General features: G+C 69.5%; 22 protein-coding genes. 8 read left to right on the top strand and 14 right to left on the bottom strand.

All coding sequences use genetic code 11. From position 1 onward, the window contains the following. Window positions 1–105: 105 nt before the first annotated feature. The gene (locus tag EJK15_RS44410) at window positions 106–789 is read left to right on the top strand and encodes a proprotein convertase P-domain-containing protein (RefSeq protein ID WP_138716495.1); all 684 of its coding nucleotides are present in this window, start codon (window positions 106–108) and stop codon (window positions 787–789) included. 289 nt (window positions 790–1,078) lie between these two features. Here EJK15_RS44410 and EJK15_RS44415 read toward each other — a convergent pair whose 3' ends face one another. The 3 genes from EJK15_RS44415 to EJK15_RS44425 form a co-directional block, all read right to left on the bottom strand. Further along, window positions 1,079–2,101, bottom strand: a complete 1,023-nt coding sequence (locus EJK15_RS44415; protein ID WP_138716496.1) for an ABC transporter substrate-binding protein — start codon at window positions 2,099–2,101, stop codon at window positions 1,079–1,081. Between the two features lie 253 nt (window positions 2,102–2,354). Continuing rightward, complete coding sequence (locus EJK15_RS44420; protein WP_138716497.1) at window positions 2,355–3,413, bottom strand: ABC transporter permease; 1,059 nt, start codon at window positions 3,411–3,413, stop codon at window positions 2,355–2,357. 81 nt (window positions 3,414–3,494) lie between these two features. Beyond that, on the bottom strand, window positions 3,495–4,895 hold the full coding sequence (locus EJK15_RS44425) for a glycoside hydrolase family 125 protein (RefSeq protein ID WP_206061480.1): 1,401 nt from the start codon (window positions 4,893–4,895) through the stop codon (window positions 3,495–3,497). 183 nt (window positions 4,896–5,078) lie between these two features. Here EJK15_RS44425 and EJK15_RS44430 point away from each other — a divergent pair, with 183 nt between their 5' ends. Further along, window positions 5,079–5,984, top strand: coding sequence for an ATP-binding cassette domain-containing protein (locus EJK15_RS44430; RefSeq protein WP_138716498.1), 906 nt, complete (start codon window positions 5,079–5,081; stop codon window positions 5,982–5,984). Window positions 5,985–6,048: 64 nt separating this feature from the next. Next, window positions 6,049–7,107, top strand: coding sequence for a LacI family DNA-binding transcriptional regulator (locus EJK15_RS44435; protein ID WP_206061481.1), 1,059 nt, complete (start codon window positions 6,049–6,051; stop codon window positions 7,105–7,107). An 81-nt stretch (window positions 7,108–7,188) separates the two neighbouring features. Here the strand turns inward: EJK15_RS44435 and EJK15_RS44440 are convergent, their stop codons facing one another. From EJK15_RS44440 to EJK15_RS71425, 9 genes are all read right to left on the bottom strand, one after another. Further along, window positions 7,189–8,205: a BtrH N-terminal domain-containing protein gene (locus EJK15_RS44440; RefSeq protein WP_138716499.1), complete on the bottom strand. Its 1,017-nt coding sequence runs from the start codon at window positions 8,203–8,205 to the stop codon at window positions 7,189–7,191. Window positions 8,206–8,366: 161 nt separating this feature from the next. Next, window positions 8,367–8,873 (bottom strand): hypothetical protein, encoded by a 507-nt coding sequence (locus tag EJK15_RS44445; protein ID WP_138716500.1) that lies wholly within the window; start codon window positions 8,871–8,873, stop codon window positions 8,367–8,369. A gap of 31 nt (window positions 8,874–8,904) precedes the next feature. Beyond that, window positions 8,905–9,435, bottom strand: a complete 531-nt coding sequence (locus EJK15_RS44450; RefSeq protein ID WP_138716501.1) for a MauE/DoxX family redox-associated membrane protein — start codon at window positions 9,433–9,435, stop codon at window positions 8,905–8,907. Then, window positions 9,436–9,936 carry a hypothetical protein gene (locus tag EJK15_RS44455; RefSeq protein WP_138716502.1) on the bottom strand — a complete coding sequence of 167 codons (501 nt, stop codon included), beginning with the start codon at window positions 9,934–9,936 and terminating at the stop codon, window positions 9,436–9,438. Between the two features lie 54 nt (window positions 9,937–9,990). Continuing rightward, a complete protein-coding gene (locus EJK15_RS71420; RefSeq protein WP_171074897.1) occupies window positions 9,991–10,149 on the bottom strand; it encodes a hypothetical protein in 159 nt (52 codons plus the stop codon). 7 nt (window positions 10,150–10,156) lie between these two features. Then, on the bottom strand, window positions 10,157–10,654 hold the full coding sequence (locus EJK15_RS44460) for a hypothetical protein (RefSeq protein WP_138716503.1): 498 nt from the start codon (window positions 10,652–10,654) through the stop codon (window positions 10,157–10,159). Continuing rightward, the gene (locus tag EJK15_RS44465; RefSeq protein WP_138716504.1) at window positions 10,651–11,157 is read right to left on the bottom strand and encodes a hypothetical protein; all 507 of its coding nucleotides are present in this window, start codon (window positions 11,155–11,157) and stop codon (window positions 10,651–10,653) included. The genes EJK15_RS44460 and EJK15_RS44465 overlap by 4 nt, the downstream gene beginning before the upstream one ends. 4 nt (window positions 11,158–11,161) lie before the next feature. Further along, window positions 11,162–11,836 (bottom strand): hypothetical protein, encoded by a 675-nt coding sequence (locus tag EJK15_RS44470; protein WP_138716505.1) that lies wholly within the window; start codon window positions 11,834–11,836, stop codon window positions 11,162–11,164. Window positions 11,837–12,005: 169 nt separating this feature from the next. Continuing rightward, window positions 12,006–12,155, bottom strand: coding sequence for a hypothetical protein (locus tag EJK15_RS71425; RefSeq protein ID WP_171074898.1), 150 nt, complete (start codon window positions 12,153–12,155; stop codon window positions 12,006–12,008). Between the two features lie 174 nt (window positions 12,156–12,329). Here EJK15_RS71425 and EJK15_RS44475 point away from each other — a divergent pair, with 174 nt between their 5' ends. The 3 genes from EJK15_RS44475 to EJK15_RS44485 all read left to right on the top strand — a co-directional run bounded on the left by EJK15_RS44475 (window position 12,330) and on the right by EJK15_RS44485 (window position 15,320). After that, window positions 12,330–12,701, top strand: coding sequence for a YciI family protein (locus EJK15_RS44475; RefSeq protein WP_138716506.1), 372 nt, complete (start codon window positions 12,330–12,332; stop codon window positions 12,699–12,701). Continuing rightward, a complete protein-coding gene (locus EJK15_RS44480) occupies window positions 12,698–13,909 on the top strand; it encodes an RNA polymerase sigma factor (protein ID WP_138716507.1) in 1,212 nt (403 codons plus the stop codon). The genes EJK15_RS44475 and EJK15_RS44480 overlap by 4 nt, the downstream gene beginning before the upstream one ends. Window positions 13,910–14,369: 460 nt before the next feature. After that, window positions 14,370–15,320, top strand: a complete 951-nt coding sequence (locus tag EJK15_RS44485) for a hypothetical protein (protein ID WP_138716508.1) — start codon at window positions 14,370–14,372, stop codon at window positions 15,318–15,320. 242 nt (window positions 15,321–15,562) lie between these two features. On the opposite strand, the gene EJK15_RS44490 is transcribed toward EJK15_RS44485, so the two are convergent. After that, the gene (locus tag EJK15_RS44490) at window positions 15,563–16,072 is read right to left on the bottom strand and encodes a lytic polysaccharide monooxygenase auxiliary activity family 9 protein (RefSeq protein WP_138716509.1); all 510 of its coding nucleotides are present in this window, start codon (window positions 16,070–16,072) and stop codon (window positions 15,563–15,565) included. Window positions 16,073–16,357: 285 nt separating this feature from the next. On the opposite strand from EJK15_RS44490, the gene EJK15_RS44495 reads away from it, so the two are divergent. Beyond that, window positions 16,358–18,490 carry an alpha/beta hydrolase-fold protein gene (locus EJK15_RS44495; protein WP_138716510.1) on the top strand — a complete coding sequence of 711 codons (2,133 nt, stop codon included), beginning with the start codon at window positions 16,358–16,360 and terminating at the stop codon, window positions 18,488–18,490. A gap of 230 nt (window positions 18,491–18,720) precedes the next feature. On the opposite strand, the gene EJK15_RS44500 is transcribed toward EJK15_RS44495, so the two are convergent. Then, the gene (locus EJK15_RS44500) at window positions 18,721–19,080 is read right to left on the bottom strand and encodes a multicopper oxidase domain-containing protein (protein ID WP_206061482.1); all 360 of its coding nucleotides are present in this window, start codon (window positions 19,078–19,080) and stop codon (window positions 18,721–18,723) included. 78 nt (window positions 19,081–19,158) lie between these two features. Here EJK15_RS44500 and EJK15_RS44505 point away from each other — a divergent pair, with 78 nt between their 5' ends. Next, the gene (locus EJK15_RS44505; RefSeq protein ID WP_138716511.1) at window positions 19,159–19,533 is read left to right on the top strand and encodes a DUF2255 family protein; all 375 of its coding nucleotides are present in this window, start codon (window positions 19,159–19,161) and stop codon (window positions 19,531–19,533) included. The last annotated feature ends 6 nt before the right edge of the window (window positions 19,534–19,539 follow it).

A 19,539-nucleotide genomic window follows, 5' to 3' on the forward strand; every position in this document is an offset into this window, starting at 1 on the left:
CCTCGTTTATAAGGGTCTCGTGGGCTCGGAGATGTTTATAAGAGACAGGTCTCGTGGGCTCGGAGATGTTTATAAGAGACAGAGCCGGAGAATGGCCAGTGGTCGGTGTACTTCGCCAACTGGGACGACTACGAGATTCCGGAGCCGGGCCATGTGGAATCGCCGATCGAGGTGAGCGGCCTGCTCGGCAACGCGCCCGCGCACGTGCATGTCTACGCCCATATCCAGCACACCTGGGTGGGGGATCTGAAGGTCGACCTGATCAGCCCGGACGGCACGGTCCACGAGTTGCAGGGACCTTCCCCCAGCGACGCCGACGTCATCGACGAGACCTACCGGGTGGACGCCAGTACTGTGGCGACGCCGAACGGGACCTGGAAGCTACGCGTCGAGGACGCCTATACCGGTGACACCGGAATCATCGACGGCTGGACGCTGGACTTTCCCTTCTTCGAGAACTGGACCGACTACGACATCCCCGACAGCGACGTCGTCGAGTCTGCCATCACGGTCGTCGGGTGGCTCCCGGGGAACGCCCACGACAAGGTGACGGTCTACGCGGACATCCATCACAGCTGGGTGGGCGATCTGAAGATCGACCTGATCAGCCCGAACGGCACGGTGTACCCACTGCGCGCGGCGGACTCCAAGGACAGCGGCGACATCATCCATGAGCTCTATCCCGTGGACGCGAGTTCGTCACCGGCGAACGGGACGTGGAAGCTACGGGTGGAGGACGTCACCGCAGGCGACACGGGCTATATGGACGGGTGGTGGCTCAAGTTCTGATTCCACGGGTACTGCGGTACAGCGCCATGCGACATCGTGTTCCGCGACGGACGGCCGGTCGCGTTCCACGGCGTCCCGCTGACGGTACAGGCCGGGATCAAAGACTGAGGCCGGACCCCGGCGCGTGATCTGCCGGAAGGATCGCCGGACGTTGTGGGCGTCGCGGAAAGCGCGTTTCGCGGGAGGCATGCCGGGGCCGGCCGCAAGCACCTGGAGGCTCGAGTGACGACGGCCGGAAACCCCGTGCGAGGGTTTCCGGCCGTTGCGAGGCCGGTGCCGGAAGCCGATGTCAGTTGCAGGTGGTGGTGTAGAGGTACTTCGACACCTCAGGATCGTCGACGTTCTCCTTGGTGATGACGGTGGAGTCGGTGCCGATCTGCTTCTGCACCGCCTCGCCGCGCGCCGCCGCGGCGGCCTGGGCGACGCCGTCGGCGCCGATCTGTGCCGGCTGCTGAGCGACCAGGGCCTGGACCACGTCGTCGCGCAGCTGCTCGACCTGCGCGGGTCCGGCGTCGAAGCCAACCAGCTTGATCGCGCCGGCCTTGCCCGCCGCCTTCACCGCGTTGTTGGCGCCCTGGCTCTGGTCCGTGCTGAGCGCGAAGATGCCGGCCAGGTCGGGATGCGCCGCGAGCTGGGCGGAGACGAGCTGGGAGATCTTCGCGACACCGTTGGAGGTGAACACGTTGCCGAGATATTTGATGTTGGGATACTTCTTGAGCCCCTCCTCGAAGCCCTTCTGCCGAGCCTCGGCCGTGCTCACCCCGGGCTGGCCGCCGACCAGGAGGACGCTGCCCTTCTCGCCGACGAGCTTCGCCAGCGCGTCGGCGGCGACCTGCCCGCCCTTGACGTTGTCGCTGGCGATCGCTGAGGAGACGAAGCCGGTGTCCGACAGGGTGGTGTCCACCAGCACCACCTTGATACCGGCATCGGCCGCCTGCTTCAGGGGCTGGACCAGCGCCTCGGAGTCGTTGGGGGCGATGAACAGCGCGTCCGGACGGGCGGCGATGACCGAGTTGACCATGGGGATCTGCAGGCTCACGTCCCAGTTCTTGGCGCCCTGGACGTTCAGGTCCACGTTGTGCTGCGCCGCTGCCTCCTTGGCGCCGCAGGCCATGGTCTCGTAGAAGGGGTCACCGGCGACTCCTTCGATGAAGGTCACTTTGACCTTCTTGGCGCCCGCTTCGGTCGACGCGGCCGATGCGCCGGACGTCGAGGCGGTGTCCGTGCCGCTGGAAGCGGAGGAGCCGCAGGCGGCGAGCGCGGTCACGAGACCGGCGACGACGGCCAGCCATGCCATGGGTGTTCTCTGCATCGTCGACTCTCCTGATTGATGCGGCCGCACACTGTCGGTGTGCAGGCGATGGCGTGAAAACGTGCGTCGTCTCAGGAGGAAGCCTCGTGGGCGGCGCAGGGCGTGAGGAGATGTGCGGAAGGGGGAGCGGATGGATGGATCGTGTGAAAGTGCGTGAGGATTCTGTAGAAGTCCGTGGTCCTGTGGAGTCCTGAAGGGACTGGGTCCCGTGAGGACGCGTCGTGGTGCGGGAAAAGGGTGCGCGGAAACCGCGCTACTTTCGTACGTCGCGCCGTCGGCGGCGCTGGTCGACCATCACGACCACGACCAGGGCGGCGCCTAGCGCGACCTGCTGCCAGAAGGGCTCCAAGCCGAGGATGACGAAGCCGTCCGTGAGCACCGAGGGGATCATGACGCCGACGACGGTGCCGAGCACGGTGCCGACGCCGCCGATCAGGCTCGTGCCCCCGATGACGACCGCGAGGATCGCCTGCAGCATGTCGGTCTGGTGTCCGTTGAGCGTCGTGGTCTGGAACCGGGCCAGGCTCACGAATCCGGACAGCCCGGCCAGCGCGCCGGAGAGCATGTAAATCTTGACGATGTGGTGGTTGACGTTGACCGCAGCCCGGCGGACCGCCTCCTCGTTGGATCCGATCGCGGCCGTGTAGCGGCCGAACCGCGTCTGCGACATCACGAAGGCACCGGCGGCGGCGACCGCCAGCGCCACCAGCACCGTGTACGGCACGCCGAGGAAGTCGCCGAAGCCGAGGGTGTCGGCCAGCGTGCGCGGCACACCGTGCATGTCCTGCCCACCGGCCAGGAGATAGGCGAGTCCGGTGGCGGCGGCGAAGCTGCCGAGCGTCGTGATCAGCGGAGAGACGCCGCCGCGGGTGGTGACCAGCCCGTTGACCAGCCCCCATGCCAAGCCGGAGAGCAGCGCGGCGGCGAGCCCGGCCAGCAGGACGAGTGGCCCGTCGCCGCCGATCGCGAGCATCACCTTGAGGCTGACCACGCCTGAGAACACGAGCACCGAGCCGACCGAGAGGTCGATGCCCGCGATCGTGATGACGAAGGTCATTCCGACCGCGATGAGCAGATAGCTGGAGGCGTCGACGGCGATGCTCTTGACGTTGAACCAGGACACGAACTGCTCTGGGCGCATGACCGAGAAGATCATGATCAGAGCCAGCAGCACGAGCACCGACCAGCTGCGTTGCGTCCGGTTCAGGTTGCGGAGCCGGCCAGACGTCTGCGATCCCGGCCGGGTGTCGTCTTCGGGGGGTACCGGACGTGCGGTGTTGGCGCTCGTCGGCGCTGTCTCAAGCTCTGACATCGCTCGCCTCTGCAGGGTGCGCTGTTTGTGACAACGTTGTCACCTCGGATGAGGCACGGTAACCCCCGTGGCCGGTGGCCGTCAACGTCGGTGGCCCAATTGTTGCCGACTGAGGGCGACCGGCGAACCCGCTGCTCGGACGGCGTCTTCCACCTCGGCGGGCACAGGAGGGATCGGACGCGGCACCGGGAGCCCGGCCAGGGAAAGCGACAGTTCGGCGAACAGGGAATTCGCCCAGGCGAACCACGGCCGGGTGAAGGTGGCGGGATCGTCGGCGTGGAAGCTCTCGTGCATCAGCCGGGTGCCGGCATCGGTGGCCAGGAGCACGCGGTACGCGTCCGCCGACTCGTGCCGTGACCCGGCGGTCAGGGCCCGCATGCACAACGCCATCGGCCAGACGTGCCGCGCAGGTGTGTGCGGGCTGCCGACGCCTTCCGCCTCCCGCCCCCGGTAGTAATACGGGTTCCGCTCGCTCAGCACGAAGTCGCGGGTCCGCCGGTAGAGCGGATCATCGCGGTCGCACCAGCCCAGGTAGGGCAGGGACAGCAGGCTGGGCACGTTGGCGTCGTCCATCAGGTTCGCTCCGCCGAGGCCGTCCACCTCGTACGCGTAGACGGGGCCGGAGCCGGTCTGCGCCACTCCGTGGCGGGCGATGCCGCCCGCGAGCTCGACGGCCAGTTCGAGCGCTCGGGTGCCGAGCGCGGGCTCGAGCAGTCCCTCGTCGCACAGCCGTACGACGCCGTTGAGCGCGACCACGGCCGCCGCGTTGGCCGGGATCAGGTAGCCGTACTCGCACCGGTCGTCGCTGGGCCGGAATCCCGACCAGGTCATCCCTGTGCGGCCGACCGGCGACCCGAGACCGCCGCGGTCGAGCGTGTCGCCCTGGAAGGGACCGGCCACGCGCTCGAACCGGTACGGCGAGGCCCGTTCGTGGTCCTGCTCGACCCGCCAGACCCGCATGACGAGGTCGGCCGCCGCCGCGAAGTCGCTGTCCAGATGCGCCGCCGATCCGCTGGCCGCCCACAGCTCGTAGCCGAACGACAGCAACGAACACAGCGAGTCCACCTCGTACTTGCGCTCCCACACGCTCGGGGGCGGCGCCGGCCGGTCGTGCTCGTCCGCGTGGCCGCCGGTGGGCCCGTCGTTCACCGCGTTGGCGTAGGGATCGGCCAGGACCGCGCGGGCCATCCGCCGGACGACCCCGGTCAGCACGCGCAGCACGGCCGGGTCCGGCAGCCCGCTCAAGTACGGCCGGAGCTGGCCGACCGTGTCCCGGTGCCACATGGCCTGGATGTCGCCGGTGATGACGAAGGGCTCGGCCGGGTCGCCGCGCAGCGTGGTCGTCCAGGCGTTGGCGAAGCAGCGCCGGAACATCTCCCCGGCACCGAATTCCGCCTCGAGCCGAGCCGCCGCCCGGGAGGACACGGAGGCCAGGCTCTCGGCGAGAACGGCCCAGTGTGCTGCGTGGACGTCGGCCGACAAAGAGACCACACCCCTCAACTGATAGGCGGAACCGGCCCGGTGCCGCGGGTGGCGGCGGGATCTGCGCACCGCGGACATCTTTGCGGGCGCACGCTACCCTAGTACTGTCATGTGCGACAGCGTTGTCACCCCCACTATGGATCTCCGACCTTCCATGGCCGGACGAGATCCGAGGAGGCGCCGATGAGCAGCAGTCCTGACACCCCACTCCTGCAGTTGTCCGGGATCGTCAAGCACTACGGGACGGTCCGGGCCCTCCAAGGCGCCTCGCTCACCGTGCACCCGAACGAGGTCGTCGCACTGGTCGGAGACAACGGCGCGGGCAAGAGCACCATGATCAAGGTGATCTCCGGGGTGATCCAGCCGGACGAGGGCGAGATCGTCATCGACGGTCGGCCGGTCACCTTCTCCAGTCCGCTCGATCCGCGAAGCCATGGCATCGAGACCGTCTATCAGGACCTCGCGCTCGCCCCCGACCTCGATCCCGCTGCGAACCTCTTCCTCGGCCGTGAGGTGCTGCGCGGCGGTGTGCTGGGCATGATGGGCATGCTGGACAAGCCGAAGATGCGGCGCCAGGCCGACGACGCGTTCGCCCGCCTCAGCGTCGGCCTGCAGGACACCCGCAGCACGGTCGGCACCATGTCCGGTGGTCAGCGGCAGGGGATCGCGGTGGCACGAGCGGTGCTGTGGGCCAGCCGCTTGGTCCTGATGGACGAGCCGACGGCTGCCCTGGGTGTCGTCCAGACCGGTCGCGTCCGGGCATTGATCGAATCCGTACGGGAGCAGGGCGTGTCCGTGGTGCTGGTCAGCCACAATCTCCCCTTTGTCTTCGAGGTGGCGGATCGGATCGAGGTGCTGCGGCTGGGCCGGCGCGTGGCCGCCTTCACGCGGGCGGAGGCCACGGCGGAACGCGTGCTCGGCGCCATGACCGGTGCGCTGGCCGAGGTGCCGCCCGGCGATCCAGCCGTCCACCCGGCCGCTACCGTCCCGGATACGATGATCGGCACCGCGATCAACGCCGGGACGGACGGCACCGGCCGGGTGGACGGAACCGGTGGTCTCAGAGGAACCCGCGGGACGGAGGCATGACCGGCCCTGCCGACGTGTCCGCGGCCTTGTAATGATCGACAAGCCGCAGGAAGGGGAACGGCTCGTGACTCGGCCGACGATGAAGCAGGTCGCCGAACTCGCCGGGGTGGGCATGAAGACGGTGTCCCGGGTGGTGAACGGGGAGGGGCGGGTCAGCCGTGCGACGCGGTCAAAGGTGGAGGCGGCCATCGCCGCGACCGGCTACCGGCGCAATGAGGTGGCCAGGAGCATGCGAGGCATGCGATCCGGGCAGAGCACCGGAGACATCGGCCTGCTGCTCGGAGACCTCACCAACCCGTTCTTCGCGGCCATCGCCTCGGCGGTGATCGGCGTGGCCCGGGCGCGCGGCTTCGCCGTCGTGCTGGCCAGCGCGGACGAGGATCCGCAGGCCGAGCGCGCGGCCATCGACGGCCTGCTGGGCCGCCAGGTGGCCGGGCTTCTCATCGTTCCCGGCGGGCGAGACTACCGTTACCTGCAGCCGGAGATCGAGCGCGGCACACCCGTCCTCTTCGTGGACCGCCCCGGCGCCGAAGTGGAGGCCGACGAGGTCGTGCTCGACAACGCCGCCGGGGCGCGGATGGCCGTACGGCATCTCGTCTCGTACGGGCACTCCCGGATCGGCGCCATCGTCGCGCCGAGCCGCTGGACGACAATGCAGCGCCTGCGCGGCTTCCGGGACGCCATGCGCACCGAGGTCGGTTCGGCCGACCCCGCACTGATCCGGCGCCTGTCCACCGGTTCCGTCACCGAGGCCGAACGGGCGGCCCGCGAGCTGCTGGCGATGCCGGACCCTCCGACCGCCGTCTTCACCACCACCGGCTTCATGACCCAGGGCCTGCTGCGTGCGCTGGGGCCACGTCGCGACGTCGCAGTCACCGGCTTTGACGACTTCCCGCTGGCCGACATGCTTCCGGTCCCGCTGACCGTCGTCGCCGGGGATCCGGTCAGCCTGGGCACGGTTGCCGCGCAGACCCTGTTCGCCAGGATCGACGGGTGGGCTGGGCCACCGGCCCGCCGCGTCATCCGCCCCACACTGGTGCCGCGCGGCAGCGGAGAAATCCGCCCACCCGCCTCATCGATTCAGCCCGCCCTGCTGCCCTCTGGACCACCGGCGCCCTCCTGATCACGCGAGCGCAGTCGTCGTCGCCCATGGCCGGCGAGTGATCAGGTTCGAATCCCCGGCAGGATTCGAACCAACGGTGTCCTACACCCGCCGGAGCACCTCCACACCCCGCTCTTCGAGCCGTACAGCCTGCGCCACCAGCTCGGCCAGCTCCGCGAGCGACTCCCGCCCGGCGGATGCCGCGGCCACCCGCGACCACTGCCTGCCCGCCTCCCGGTAGACGGTCGCGGCCGCGGAATGCCCGGTCTCGGCCAGGAAACCGGCGTACAGCGGCCGGGTGGCGCCCGGCGCGGTGTACTCGACCTCCAGACAGTCATGCAACCGATCGAGCGCCGGCCCCGGATCGGCGAAGCGGCGGGTCCACCCCTGCTTGCCGGTGGTGTCGGCGAGCTGGGCGGCCAGCTTGCGCATGCCCGACAGCCCGAAGTTGACGTCGAAGGCGTTGCCCAGCACCGGCCCGGTCAGCTTCGCGACGGTGTCCCTGATCGCGCCCGTCACGTCGGGAGTCCCGGCCGCGCCCCCGGTGACCTCGATGAGTTGGTGCCGGGACTTCTTCAGCGCCGACCAGGCCGCCATGAAGTCCGCCAGCGGCAGGTCGCCGGGTTCGTCGTCGTGCACGCGCACGGTGTCGCCGGAGATGCCGGTCACCGCGATGTCGACGGGGTCGGGGAACGGCAGGGACGGCCGCCATGGCAGCAGGTGGCGGGCGACGCGGCAGATCGGCAGGCGCCCGGCGTCGAGCGCGGCCCGCAGATTGCGCTCGGCGACCCGGACCGAGCCGGTCTGGCGGCTCTCGTACGGGATGCCGGCCCGCTCCAGCGCCCGCGGGATCATCGGCTCGGGATGCGCCTGGGGCACGATCGTGACCATCGGCGGGTGCCCGGCGTACTCGAAGACGAAGTACATGAACCCGATACCGCCGCCGAGCCCGAGCAGCATGGCTTCGGAGAGGCCGCCGCCCAGCACGCGCCGCAGCAGCGCCGACTCGTGGTGGTGCCCGGCACGGGCGGTGACGTGGCGCAGGGCGGTCGTGTAGGACTCGCCGGTCTTGGCCATGCGGTCGCGTACCCGGCGCTTGAGATGCTTGTGATCGGTCATGGTGGCTGGCTCCCGAGGCGGCCCCGCGCGAGGACCCACGCTCCGGCTGCGCGACCCGCCGTCCGAAGAGAACCGACTCGATCGAAGTGTCGCCCCGAGGACATGATCCCCTCTACCTTCGCGCCGCCGCGCGGCGTGGGCACGCGGTCAGATCGAACACCCTAGGATGGTAGGGCGTCCAGGTGGGTGCGCGCGGTTTCCGCGACCAGTTGGAGCTGCGTGTCAGAGGCGGTGCCGCCCAGCACGATGAACCTGTCCTTCGACATCGCCGCCACCTCCACCTCGCCGTCGTGGCGCGCGACGTTCTTGGGCCCGGCCACCGAGTCGACGCTGCCGACCGCGCCGCATTCCGCATGGAAGGACTTGAACGCGTCCATGGCGTCCACCCCGCTCACCACGACCTGCGTCATCGTGGTCCCATCCGTCGCCGTGAAGGAACGCCACTGGGTCGCGGCCTCCGCTGGCGCGATGACCCGCTTCCCGCAGGGCACCAGGCTCGCGTCCAGATCGCGCCACGTTCCGTGTGAGGTGCCCGCGACCGTCCACGTGCGGCCGTCCTTCAGCTGGCCTGGTTCCAGGAGGAGTGAGGGAGGGTCGGCGGTCTCCGACGCTGCTGTGCCACAGGAAGCGCAGAGCAGTGCGATGAGCGTCACGATCGTACGGTTCACGTCTGGTCCTCTCCGGGGTTCGTCACATTGATTACTGCCCGTGGGCCGCGGAGGTTCCCCGAAGATCGGCCACCTTGCCGGCGATGATCAGGAATCCCGCCACGAAGGCGCCCAGCCCGCAGGCGAGCAGACGGGCGCCCGTCTCGGCCGGTACGGGTGGCCATCCTGCGACGAGCGGTGCCGTCGCCAGAGCCAGCAGCAAGGAACGGCCGACCTTCGCAGCCGAGGCCGGGCTGGTCTCATCCAGGCATCCGCACGGCACCCTGCCCCTACGCCGCAGCAGTACAGCCAGATAGGCGGCCAGTGCCAGGTACCAGAGCGCCACGGCTGCGGCGGCGAACCGCAACAGCCGGGCTTCTCCGGACAGCCAACCGGCCAATACAGCGGCGCCGGCCAGGCCCTCGGCGGGGCCGGCCAGCGGCGCGAGCCGTACCAGGAAGGCAGGGAGCAGGTCGTGTGCTTTGATCACCGCGGTCAGGTTGCCGCGGCGCACCGCGGCAACCACCAGCAGTACGGCGCCCGCCAGCGCGAAGCAGGCCGGCAGCATGTCGAAGACGGTCATCTATGTCCATAGGAGCGCAAGCGACAGCAGGAACCCGGTGGCGCACAGGCGTCCCACCCATGCCGTCGAGGCCAGCAATTTCGTGTCCCACTGGCGCGGGTCGCCGCTGAGCGCGCGGGAGAGCGGCATGAGCGCCCTGCCCACGCCGAAGCCCAGCCCGGCCAGCAGGCCCGGGCCCAGTCCTCCGGCCAGCACGACGACCAGGACGAGCAGCTGAGGGAGCGCGGTCGGGGTGAAGGTACGCACACCCGTGCCCATCTCGAAGCCGAACTGCAGCGGCCCGGAGAATTCGGCGCGAGGGATGACGTCCTGCGGCACGAGCCGGCGGTTCTGTGGCAGCGACAGCGGCCGTCCGGCCAGTTCGAAGAGGATGATGACGGCGACGATCGAGGCGAGCGCCCACAGCCGCACCGCCTCCGGGATGATCGAGGCCAGCCCGCCGAGCGCCCCCGTGATGAGCCCGGCCAGCAGCGCGCCGAGCATGAGTCCGATGGTGAACACCGGTAACTTGCCTCGCCAGACCGACGAGGTCAGCAGGTCCGCTGAGTTGAGGCTTCAAACGGAGCCGGACAGCGAGAACCCGGCCGTCACCCCCAAGAGCGCCCAGGCGAGCGGGGTGAACGACGGGGTCAAGACCTGGTGGGCGGCCATCACCAGGGCCGTGCTCAGCGCGATGCCGAGCGCGACCCGGGTGGCGGCGAACGTGTTGCTCATCCGGTGCTCAGGGGTTGGCCCAGGAGCAGATGTAGAAGTAGGTGCCGCCGCAGGTGGCGACGTTTCCGTCGGCGCAGCGGTAACGGGTGCCGTTGTGCGTCCAGCGCCAGGCGTTCCGGTCGGCCAGACTGCCGGCGCCGCACGCCTTGATCGCATAGCTGTTGTAGCAGGTGCCGGAGGAGCGCAGGAACCAGCCGTCGGAGCCGCAGTAGCTCCTGGAGTAGGTGCCGCCGACGCAGACCTTGGTGTTGTTGTTGTAGCCGGACCAGTTGTCAAAACCGGCGCAGTTGGTGTACTCGGTCCCTACCGCCGCGTAGGCGCTGTTGTTCCTGCCGGGCAGGGCGGACAGCACGTTCAGGGCCAGGGCGCCGCCCAGCACGCCCATGGTCTTGAAGAGGGTTCTGCGGGAGGGAGCCGACCGCGTCAGGCGGTGGCGCCTGCCGGTGTCCGGCTCGTCTTCCACGGAGGGCACGTCGGCCCAGTAGCGGTCGACATCGACTGTCATGCGCTTAACCTCTCTGAGGGGCTGACGGCGAGAAAGGCGTCGAGGTCGTCGTCGGAACCGACGACCCTGCGCCATTCCTCTGTCCCGTTGGCGGAGTACTTGACCAGCGACGGGGTCGCGCCGACGGCGACCGTGCCGACCAGGCCGGCGTCGATGACGGGCAGGACCTGGCTGTCCGCCACCCACTCGGCGCAACGGTCGGCAGCGGCCAGCAGCACAGCGTGCCCGGACAGGTCTGGCCCGGCCACGGCGGCGAGGTGGTGGGCACGCTCCCGGCAGTTCGGGCAGTGCTCGGACACGACCAGGACGAAGGTGGGCAGGCCGTCGTCGGAGCCGAACCTGGCCACCGACCTGACGGCCGGCGCCGCCGGCACGGCCGCCTGCGCGCGGAGCAGCTTGCCCTGCAGCTCGCGGACCATGTTCAGCAGCGCAGCGAAGGCGAAGAGCAGCAGCACCGTCCCCAGGAAGGACAGAACCGCCAGCGAATCCAGGAAGGCCCTCATCGGTCTAGCTCAGCCTGCACGAGATGGACTCCACAACGCCGATGAAGCGGGCGTCGTCCGGGCGGGCGGCGATGACGGTCGTCGCGGCAGTGTCGTTGACCATGAAGGCCGAGCGGGTCTGTACGGCGCCCGCCTCGTCCCGCTCGTCGACACGCCACATCGAGCCGCCGCGCACGCGCTTGCCCGCGGAGCGCGGGACCGCCTCCGATGCGTCCGCGACCGGCTTGACCTGGACGTTGCAGACCTGGTCAATGGTGTTGACCGCCAGCAGGTTGCCGAGCGTCAGGTTCGATCCCGTCCGGGGCAGCATGGTCAGCCCTTCCGGCGTGTCCTGGATGTCGAACTTGGCCAGGAGGTCCATGAAGGTTTCGAGCGGGACACCCGTGCCGTTGATGAAGGTGGAGACCTCGTTATGCGGTCCCACCCACACCATGTTGGTCCCGCCGCTCTCCGGGTCCTCGAGCGACATGACCCGGCCGCCGTTCCACTGGGCCTCACGCACGGTGTAGCGGGGCCAGTCGCCCAGTTGCTTGGAGACGAGCTCGGCGGATCCAGCCGGTGTGACCTGGAAGCGGGTGCCACCGGTGGGGCCATGCGCCCAGATGAGATAGGCCCAGCCGCCGATGAAGGGCTGGGGGGTTCCGTCGACGGTGAGACTCTGTCCGTTAGGTGCACGCACTTGCATATCGTTGCCTTCCGCGAGGAGGAGAAGGGCACGCTGAATGGAGTCTTGCGTGGGCTTTGCACTGCGGGGGAGGCGCGTACGTGCCGGGCCCTGGTCGCCAGGCACGATCAAGATCGATCGGAATATCTCACGCGATCTACAAGCGGTCAAGATCTTGCTCAAGTCATAGATCGGGCTGCATACTTTCCGCAAAAGATGCACTGGTAACCGGCGGATCCGTGGCATCGGCAGGGCGGTCGTCGAGCGGCTGGCGGCAGCCGACAAGACCATCGTCGACGAATCGGCCCACCCGCACCGCCGTGTTGGTGATCAAGGCATCGCGTCTGCCACGACGGGGGTCACCAGAAATGGCGACCTCGCGGTCCGGGCGATGCGACGGCGAAAACTCGCGCGAAAGTTCTGGCGGGGGATGTCAAGACGGCGGCGGCGGCTCCGACCAACCGGTCGAAGGGCCCAGCCGGGGCTCGCGAGCCACGAGGAGCACGAGATGAAGTTCCTGATCAGCATGCACATCAACCCGGCCGTGCTGGACGCGCTGACCGACGAGGAGAAGGCGGCGATCGGCGACGGCCACGGCAAGTTCATCGAGGCGCTGAAGAAGTCCGGCGAGCTGATCACCACGCAGGCGCTGGTCGACCCGTCACAGGCCGCTGTGGTGTCCGTACGCAACGGCCAGCCGGTGGTCACCGACGGACCTTTCCTGGAGTCCAAGGAGTATCTGGGCGGCTTCTACCTGATCGACTGCGAGAACAAGGAGCGGGCGATCGAGCTGGCAGCGCAGATCCCGGACACCGCGATCGAGGGTCTGGGGGTCGAGGTGCGGCAGGTGATGTTCGCTGACGGACAATTGGAGGCATGACAGCACCAGCCATCGAGGACCTGCTGCGTGAACTCACGCCGCAGGTCCTCGGCGCGTTGGTACGCCGGCACGGCCAGTTCGAAGGGTGTGAGGACGCCGTACAGGAGGCCGTCCTCGCCGCCACCGTGCAGTGGCCGGCCGAGGGGGTGCCGGACAACCCGCGCGGCTGGCTGGTGACTGTCGCGTCCCGGCGGCTCATCGATCAGATGCGCAGTGACCACGCGCGCCGCGAGCGGGAGTCGGCGACGACCACCGAGGTGGTGCCCGAGGACGTACCGGACACCGACGACACGCTCGTCCTGCTGTTCCTGTGCTGCCATCCGACGCTGACCGCGGCCTCCCAGACCGCCCTGACGCTGCGCGCGGTCGGCGGCCTGACCACCGCCGAGATCGCCCGCGCGTTCCTGGTGCCGGAGGCCACGATGGCGGTCAGGATCAGCCGGTCCAAGCAGCGCATCAAGGCCGCCGGCAGCTCGTTCAGCCTGCCGGACGGCGCGGAGCGCGAGGAGCGGTTGCGGGTCGTCCTGCACGTGCTCTACCTGATCTTCAACGAGGGCTACACCGCCTCCTCGGGCAGCGAGTTGCACCGCGCCGACCTCGCGCACGAGGCGATCCGGCTGGCCAGGATGGTGCACGCGCAGCTGCCCGAGGACGGCGAGGTGACCGGGCTGCTCGCGCTGATGCTGCTCACCCACGCCCGCCGGGAGGCACGTACGACGGCGGCCGGCGACCTGGTGCCGCTGGACGAGCAGGACCGTACGAAGTGGGACCGCGGGCTGATCGACGAGGGCATCGAGCTGGTCAAGGCGTCGCTGGCCGGCCCGGCGCTGGGGCCTTACCAGCTGCAGGCCGCCATCGCCGCCACGCACGCCGACGCGGCCACGGCCGAGGAGACCAACTGGCCGCAGGTGCACGCCCTTTACCTGGTCCTGGAACGGATCGCGCCCAACCCGATGGTCACCCTCAACCGGGCGATCGCGCTCGCCGAGACTGAGGGCCCGCTGGCCGGGCTGGCCCTGCTCTCCACATTGGACAGTGACGAGCGGATGGCCGGGCATCACCGGTTGCTGTCCGTACGGGCGCATCTGCTGGAGAAGACCGGCGACATGGCCGGGGCGTACGAGCACTATCGGCGCGCCGCGAAGTCCACCGCCAGCATCGCCGAGCAACGCTACCTGGAGTCCCGGGCCAGCCGGGTGAGAACATAGATTCCGCCCCATCCCTCCACTCTGTTGCCGGAACCACCGCCGGGGCAGGATGATCGGCGGTGGCCGCGCACGTCTCGGTCCAGCTGGACCCCGCCAGTGATGCGCGCGTTCGGGTCTGCCTGAAGACCGTCAGCGGCGGAGTTCCACTCCGATGAGCGTCACTGCGGCTCCGCAGTGCCCGCTCGAAACCTTCCAATACCGCCACTCCACATGCCGCCCTCTGGGATCATTGTCGCGTTATTCATGATCTTGTCCGGAGGGGCGGATGAATCAGCATTCCTCGCCGTACGGCACGGCCGGCCCTCACCAGGGTCCGCCCTCACTCACCGGTTCCCCGTGGGATCAGGCGTCGGGGCAGCCGCCGTACCCAGCGCAACCACCATATCCAGGGCAAGCGCCCCAGCCGCCGCCCGTTCGTGAACCGGGGTGGTTCCGGACCCGCTGGAGCAGGCTGGTCGCCGTGGTGCTCGGGCTCGTGCTCGTGGTGATCTCATGCGTGCTCCCCTGGTCCCTGGTCATGTTCGAGACGGTCGCCGACACCTCGAAACTGGGGGTGATCCGCCAGGGATCAGAGGTCGCGGTGCCCATCGGCGACGTCTGGCTCTGGGGCTACGCGTACGCAGGCATGGCCGCCCTTCTCACCCTGCTGACCCTCGCGGCCGTCGTCGTACCGTCACGATGGCAGCGGCCGCTGGGGATCGCGGCGACCGTGTTGGCGCTGGTCGTCGCCGCCGACCTGTGGGCGGCGTGGGTGAAGCTGCGGCCGGCCCAGGATGAGGCGGCCGAGCGGATGGCGGAGTTGACCCGGAAACTCGCGACACTCGTCAAAGATCGAGATCAGTTGACGACCTATTTCCATTTCGACACCGAGGGACTGGCGTTGGCGGTGATCGCCCTGCTCGTGCTGGCCATGGTCGCCGTGGCCACGGCCTGGCCGGGTGCCGGGCGGCTGGTGACGGCAGGGGTGGGCACCTTCGCCGCCGTCGCCTCGGTCGCGCTGCCCTGGGTCGCGGTCTACACGGTGACAGAGCGCGACCTCGTGAAGGAGCACGCCGGATGGCTGCCCCTCGGCGAGGTGGCGATCACGGTCGTGGTCGCCGCGGTTCCGCTCGCTGTTCTCGTGTGGTGGGCGGCGCTGCGCCGAGGGGCGCGCGGCCGGTTGCCCCTGCTGCTGTCGTCGCTCGTTCTCGCGACGGCCGGGACCGTGCTGCCGGACTTCGTCGAGATGGATCCGGAGGAGTGGCTCCCCGCCGCCGAACGGACGGGGTTCCTCACGGTGGACCACGAGGTGCTCGTGGGCGCGGAGCTGATCCAGGGCGCTCCGCTGCTGCTCGGCCTCGCCGCCGTCCTTTCCTGGCGGGCCGCGCGGGGAAGGGCTCGCCAGGCGAATGACCCACGTATGCCCCAGTGAGCGACGCCAGTTCAGCCAGACGATCATCCGAGGACGAGCGGGAGTTTCGCGGCCGGCTCGCGCAGTTCGGCCTTCTCCGCGTCGGTCGGGGCAGGCGCGCCCCCACAGTCGCTCAGCCAGGTAGTCGACGGGCATGTTCCAAGATTGGTGTGGGCCGTCATGGCCGCCTCTGCCGCCCACCGGCAAGCCGACGGCGTGAGGGGAGCCAGGGTCCCCTCACGCCGCCATGAGCTCCCCGGGTTCTAGCCGATGCGCAGGTCGATGCAGGCGTAGAAGGCGTTGGCCGTGTCGGCGATGTTCCAGATGGCCAGGACCTTCTGCCTGCCGCTGTAGTTGCCGAGATTCACGGTGTGGGAGACGGTCGCGGGTGGTTGCTGGTTGTTGCCGCTGAACGAGGCCACCCGGGTGCCGCCGATGTAGTACTCGTAGGTGCTGGTGCGGTGCCGAGCGGTGAATGTCCAGTTGAAGGTGACCGTCCTGCCGGCCGAGGTGACGGGCCACGGCTTGCTCTCGTCGCTGAGCTGCGCGAACCGCGCGTTGTTGGCGTGACAGTTGCGCAGACCCTTCGGCCCTTCCACGCTCTGCGGCTCGTAGATGATCTCGCCGCAGTTGGGCACCTGGCCGCGGGCGCAGAACGCCTGCCGGCTGGGTGGCGAGTTGACGTAGCCGTGGGCCTGCGCCGGCTGCGCGACGAAGACCGTGGCAGCGATGGCGATCAGTGCTGTGGCGAGTAACCTGAGCGTCCTTCGCATGAAAGTGCTCCTTTACGTGGGGGGTAATCCGAATGTAAAGGAAACTTTCCTAAGGGTAAATGCCTGGGGTAGCTTTTGTCAGATCAACCCGTCAGGATGCGGGTCTCCCGGGTTTCGTGGGGCGCGCTCGCGTGGCATGACGCGGCTCGCCGAAGGCCTGTGGTTCCTCGAAGGCGCGGCGAGGCCCTCGATTGCTGATCCAAAAGGTTGACACGGCTCTTCGCGCACCACGAAACTCTCGGGAAACAGAGACGTTGCATACGGTAAACGTTTACAGGGAGCGTCATGCCCATGCCCAAATGGAGCGGTGCCGGGGTGCTCGCCCTCCTCGCGCTGGTCTTCTTGCTGGCCGTACCAGGCGAGGCACGCGTGCAGGCGGCCAAGGGCGGAACGCTCACCACCGCCTCCGCGCCCTCGAAGGCGCTGGGAGAGAACATCGCCTACAACGTCTACCTGCCCTACGGCTACGACACGAGCACGGACCGCCATCCGGTGCTTTACCTGCTCCACGGCCGGGGCGACACGATGCAGGCCTGGACACGCGTCAAGGACGTCCTGGACCAGATGATCCGGACTAGGCGGATACCGCCCGTCATCGCCGTCATGCCGGACGCACCGTGGAGCGAGCGCGGAAGCTGGTACGTCGACTCCCGCTACACCGGCGCCGAGCTGCCCGGCCGTCCGGTGGAGACGGCGCTGGCGCGTGACCTGGTCGGCCACGTGGACGCGACCTACCGCACGGCGCCGATCCGCGAGGCCCGCCTGGTCGGCGGCTATTCGATGGGCGGTGCGGGCGCGTTGCGCTTCGCGCTGGCCCATCAAGATCTGTTCAGCGCCGCCGCCGTGCTCAGCCCGGCCGTCTACACACCGCTGCCGCCGTCCGACTCCTCCGTGCGCGACTACGGGGCGTTCGGCCGGAGCGGCGAGAAATTCGCCGACGACGTCTACCGCGAACTCAACTACCCCGCTCTGCTGCCTGGGCTCGACCCCGACCTCCCCCTACGGCTGTTCGTGGCCGTCGGCGACGACGAGTACGCCCATCCCGCCCCCGCCGATGCGCGCCACGACCTCGACTTCGAGTCCGCCGCGCTCTACAACGCCGCCAGGCGGTCGCCCGCGATCTCCGCGCAGCTCCGCGTCCTCGATGGCGGCCACGACTGGACGGTCTGGGCGCCCGCCTTCGAGCAGGCGATGGCCGAACTCGGCCCGGCGCTGAGCGTCACGGCCCCCGCCGGCCTGTCCGCTCCGCTGTTCGGCACGGCTGCCCCCGACTGGGCCGGCGGTGTCGCGGCCCACGCCGACGGCTCGTTCACCACCGGGTTCGCGGCCGGCGGCCCGGTGGACGGCCAGCCGTACGCCGGCCGCCTCGACGCGGTGCTGACCCGCACCGGGACGCGGAGCTGGACCAGGCAGCTCGGCACCGAAGCGGACGAGCGCCTGTACGGCGTGGCGGCGCTGCCCGACGGTGGCGTGCTCGCCGCCGGGTACACGAAGGGTGACCTGGACGGCCGCCACCCGGGCAACGCCACCGACGACGCGTTCGTGGCCCGGCTCGACGCGAGCGGGGCCGTCCGCTGGATCACCCAGTTCGGCGCCCCCGGCGTGGCGGACCGACTCTACGGCCTGGGCGCCGCACCCGACGGCGGCGCCTACGTGGCGGGATACACCAAGGGCGCACTGGACGGCCCGAGCAGCGGCGACAAGGACGCGCTGGTCGCCCGCCTCACGCCGGACGGCCAGGTCTCCTGGATCCGCCAGTACGGCGGCGCGGGTGAGGACAAGGCGTATGGTGTGGCCGCGGACGCCACCAATGTCTACGTCACCGGCAACACCACCGCCGTCATGCCCGGGACGAGTGCGCTCGGCGGGTTCGACGCCTGGATCGCCGGGTACGCGCCCAACGGGACCCGGCGGTGGGCTGCAAGCGCTGGAGGTTCCGGCGACGACCGGCTGAACGCGGTGGCTGTCACCACGGCGGGCCTCGCGGTCGCCACCGGGACGAGCGGCGGCGACCTGTTCGCCGCGGCCTACACCAGCACGGGCAGGAAGCGCTGGCAAGCCGCCGTCGCCACCCCGGCCGCCGACGAGGGCGCCGCCGTGGCCCCCCTACCGGGCGGCGAAGTTGAGGTCGTGGGCTACACCAAGGGCCGGGTCGGTGTGATGGCGGGCGGCGCCGACGTCCTGACGGTCCGCTTGGACGGCGGGGGCAAGCAGCGCGCCGCCGCCCAGCTCGGCACGGCCAGGGACGACGCCGTCGATCCCTTCGCCGAGCCCAACCTGTACGCCGTCACCACTCCCTCGGGCAAGGTGGCCGTCTCCGGCCTGACCTACGGCGCTCCGGCGGACGGTGACGCGCCAGGCAACGGCGACGTCTTCCTGACCACCGTCGACCCGGCAACCGGTCTACCCGACCGCTGACCGGTCGGCATCCTCCGGAGCCAGGTTCCGCGGCGAAGCGCTGCAGCAGCGCTGACTTGCCGAGCCCGCCGGGGCCGTGGACGTACAGCACGGCGAAAGACGCCGAGCGGAGGAGCGCCGGCTCCTCCGCTCGGCCGACGAACGTGCGTTCCCGCCCGGCCTGCAAGCGGCGTCCCAGAAGGGGCACGGTCTCGTCCCCGGCTGGATCAAGTCGGTCGCGATGGCCTCGATCATTCGGGGATGCGGGCTTCCGTGAACGGGGTGGTCACCCCCAGGTAGCCCAAGTGCATGATCATGCCTTCGGAGCCGTGCTTGAAGTTGTGGCAGTGGTCCATCCAGATGCCCGGATTGTCGGCGGTGAAGCCGACCTCGAACACCTCGCCCGGTGCGACGTTGAGCGTGTCGGTCCACCAAGTGCTGCCGGTAGCGGCCACGCCGTTGCGTGACAACACGCGGACACGGTGGCCGTGCAGGTGGATCGGGTGGTCGATGAGACTGCGGTTGACGATGCGCATCTTGACCCGGTCGCCTTCGGCGACCATGAGCATCGGCACCGCCGGGTAGAGGCGGCCGTTCATGGAGCTGCTCACGTAGGTGAACGAGCCGAGCGCGACTCCGAAACCGTCGTCCAGCCTGATCGGACTGGCTCGCGCCCGTGTGGTGGCCGTGTGCGGACTTTCGCAGGCCTCGCGGAGATCGTGATGCGGGTACGGCACGCGGACGGCAGGTGGTCGGCCAGGCCGATCTGGGTGGTGGCGATCGACGGCGAGGCCTGCATCCGCTCCGCCTTCGGGCGCCGCAGCGCGTGGTACCGCAGAGTCCAGGCGCACGCGGCGACGGAGGTCGATCTGGGCGGAGTGAACCTGCCTGTGCGGCTGGAACCGGTGGACGACCCCGCGCTGGTCCATCGGGTCTCAGCGGCTTACCGGACGAAGTACGCCCTGAGCTGGCCCAGCCCCGTGGAGATGATGATCTCGCCCGAGGCCGCCCGGACCACAATGCGGCTAACGAATATCGGGGAGGTCTCTGAGCTGCTTCCGTGAGGTGAG

This window comes from Nonomuraea basaltis, assembly GCF_005893125.1.
In the GTDB taxonomy this organism is placed as follows: Bacteria; Actinomycetota; Actinomycetes; order Streptosporangiales; family Streptosporangiaceae; genus Nonomuraea; species Nonomuraea basaltis.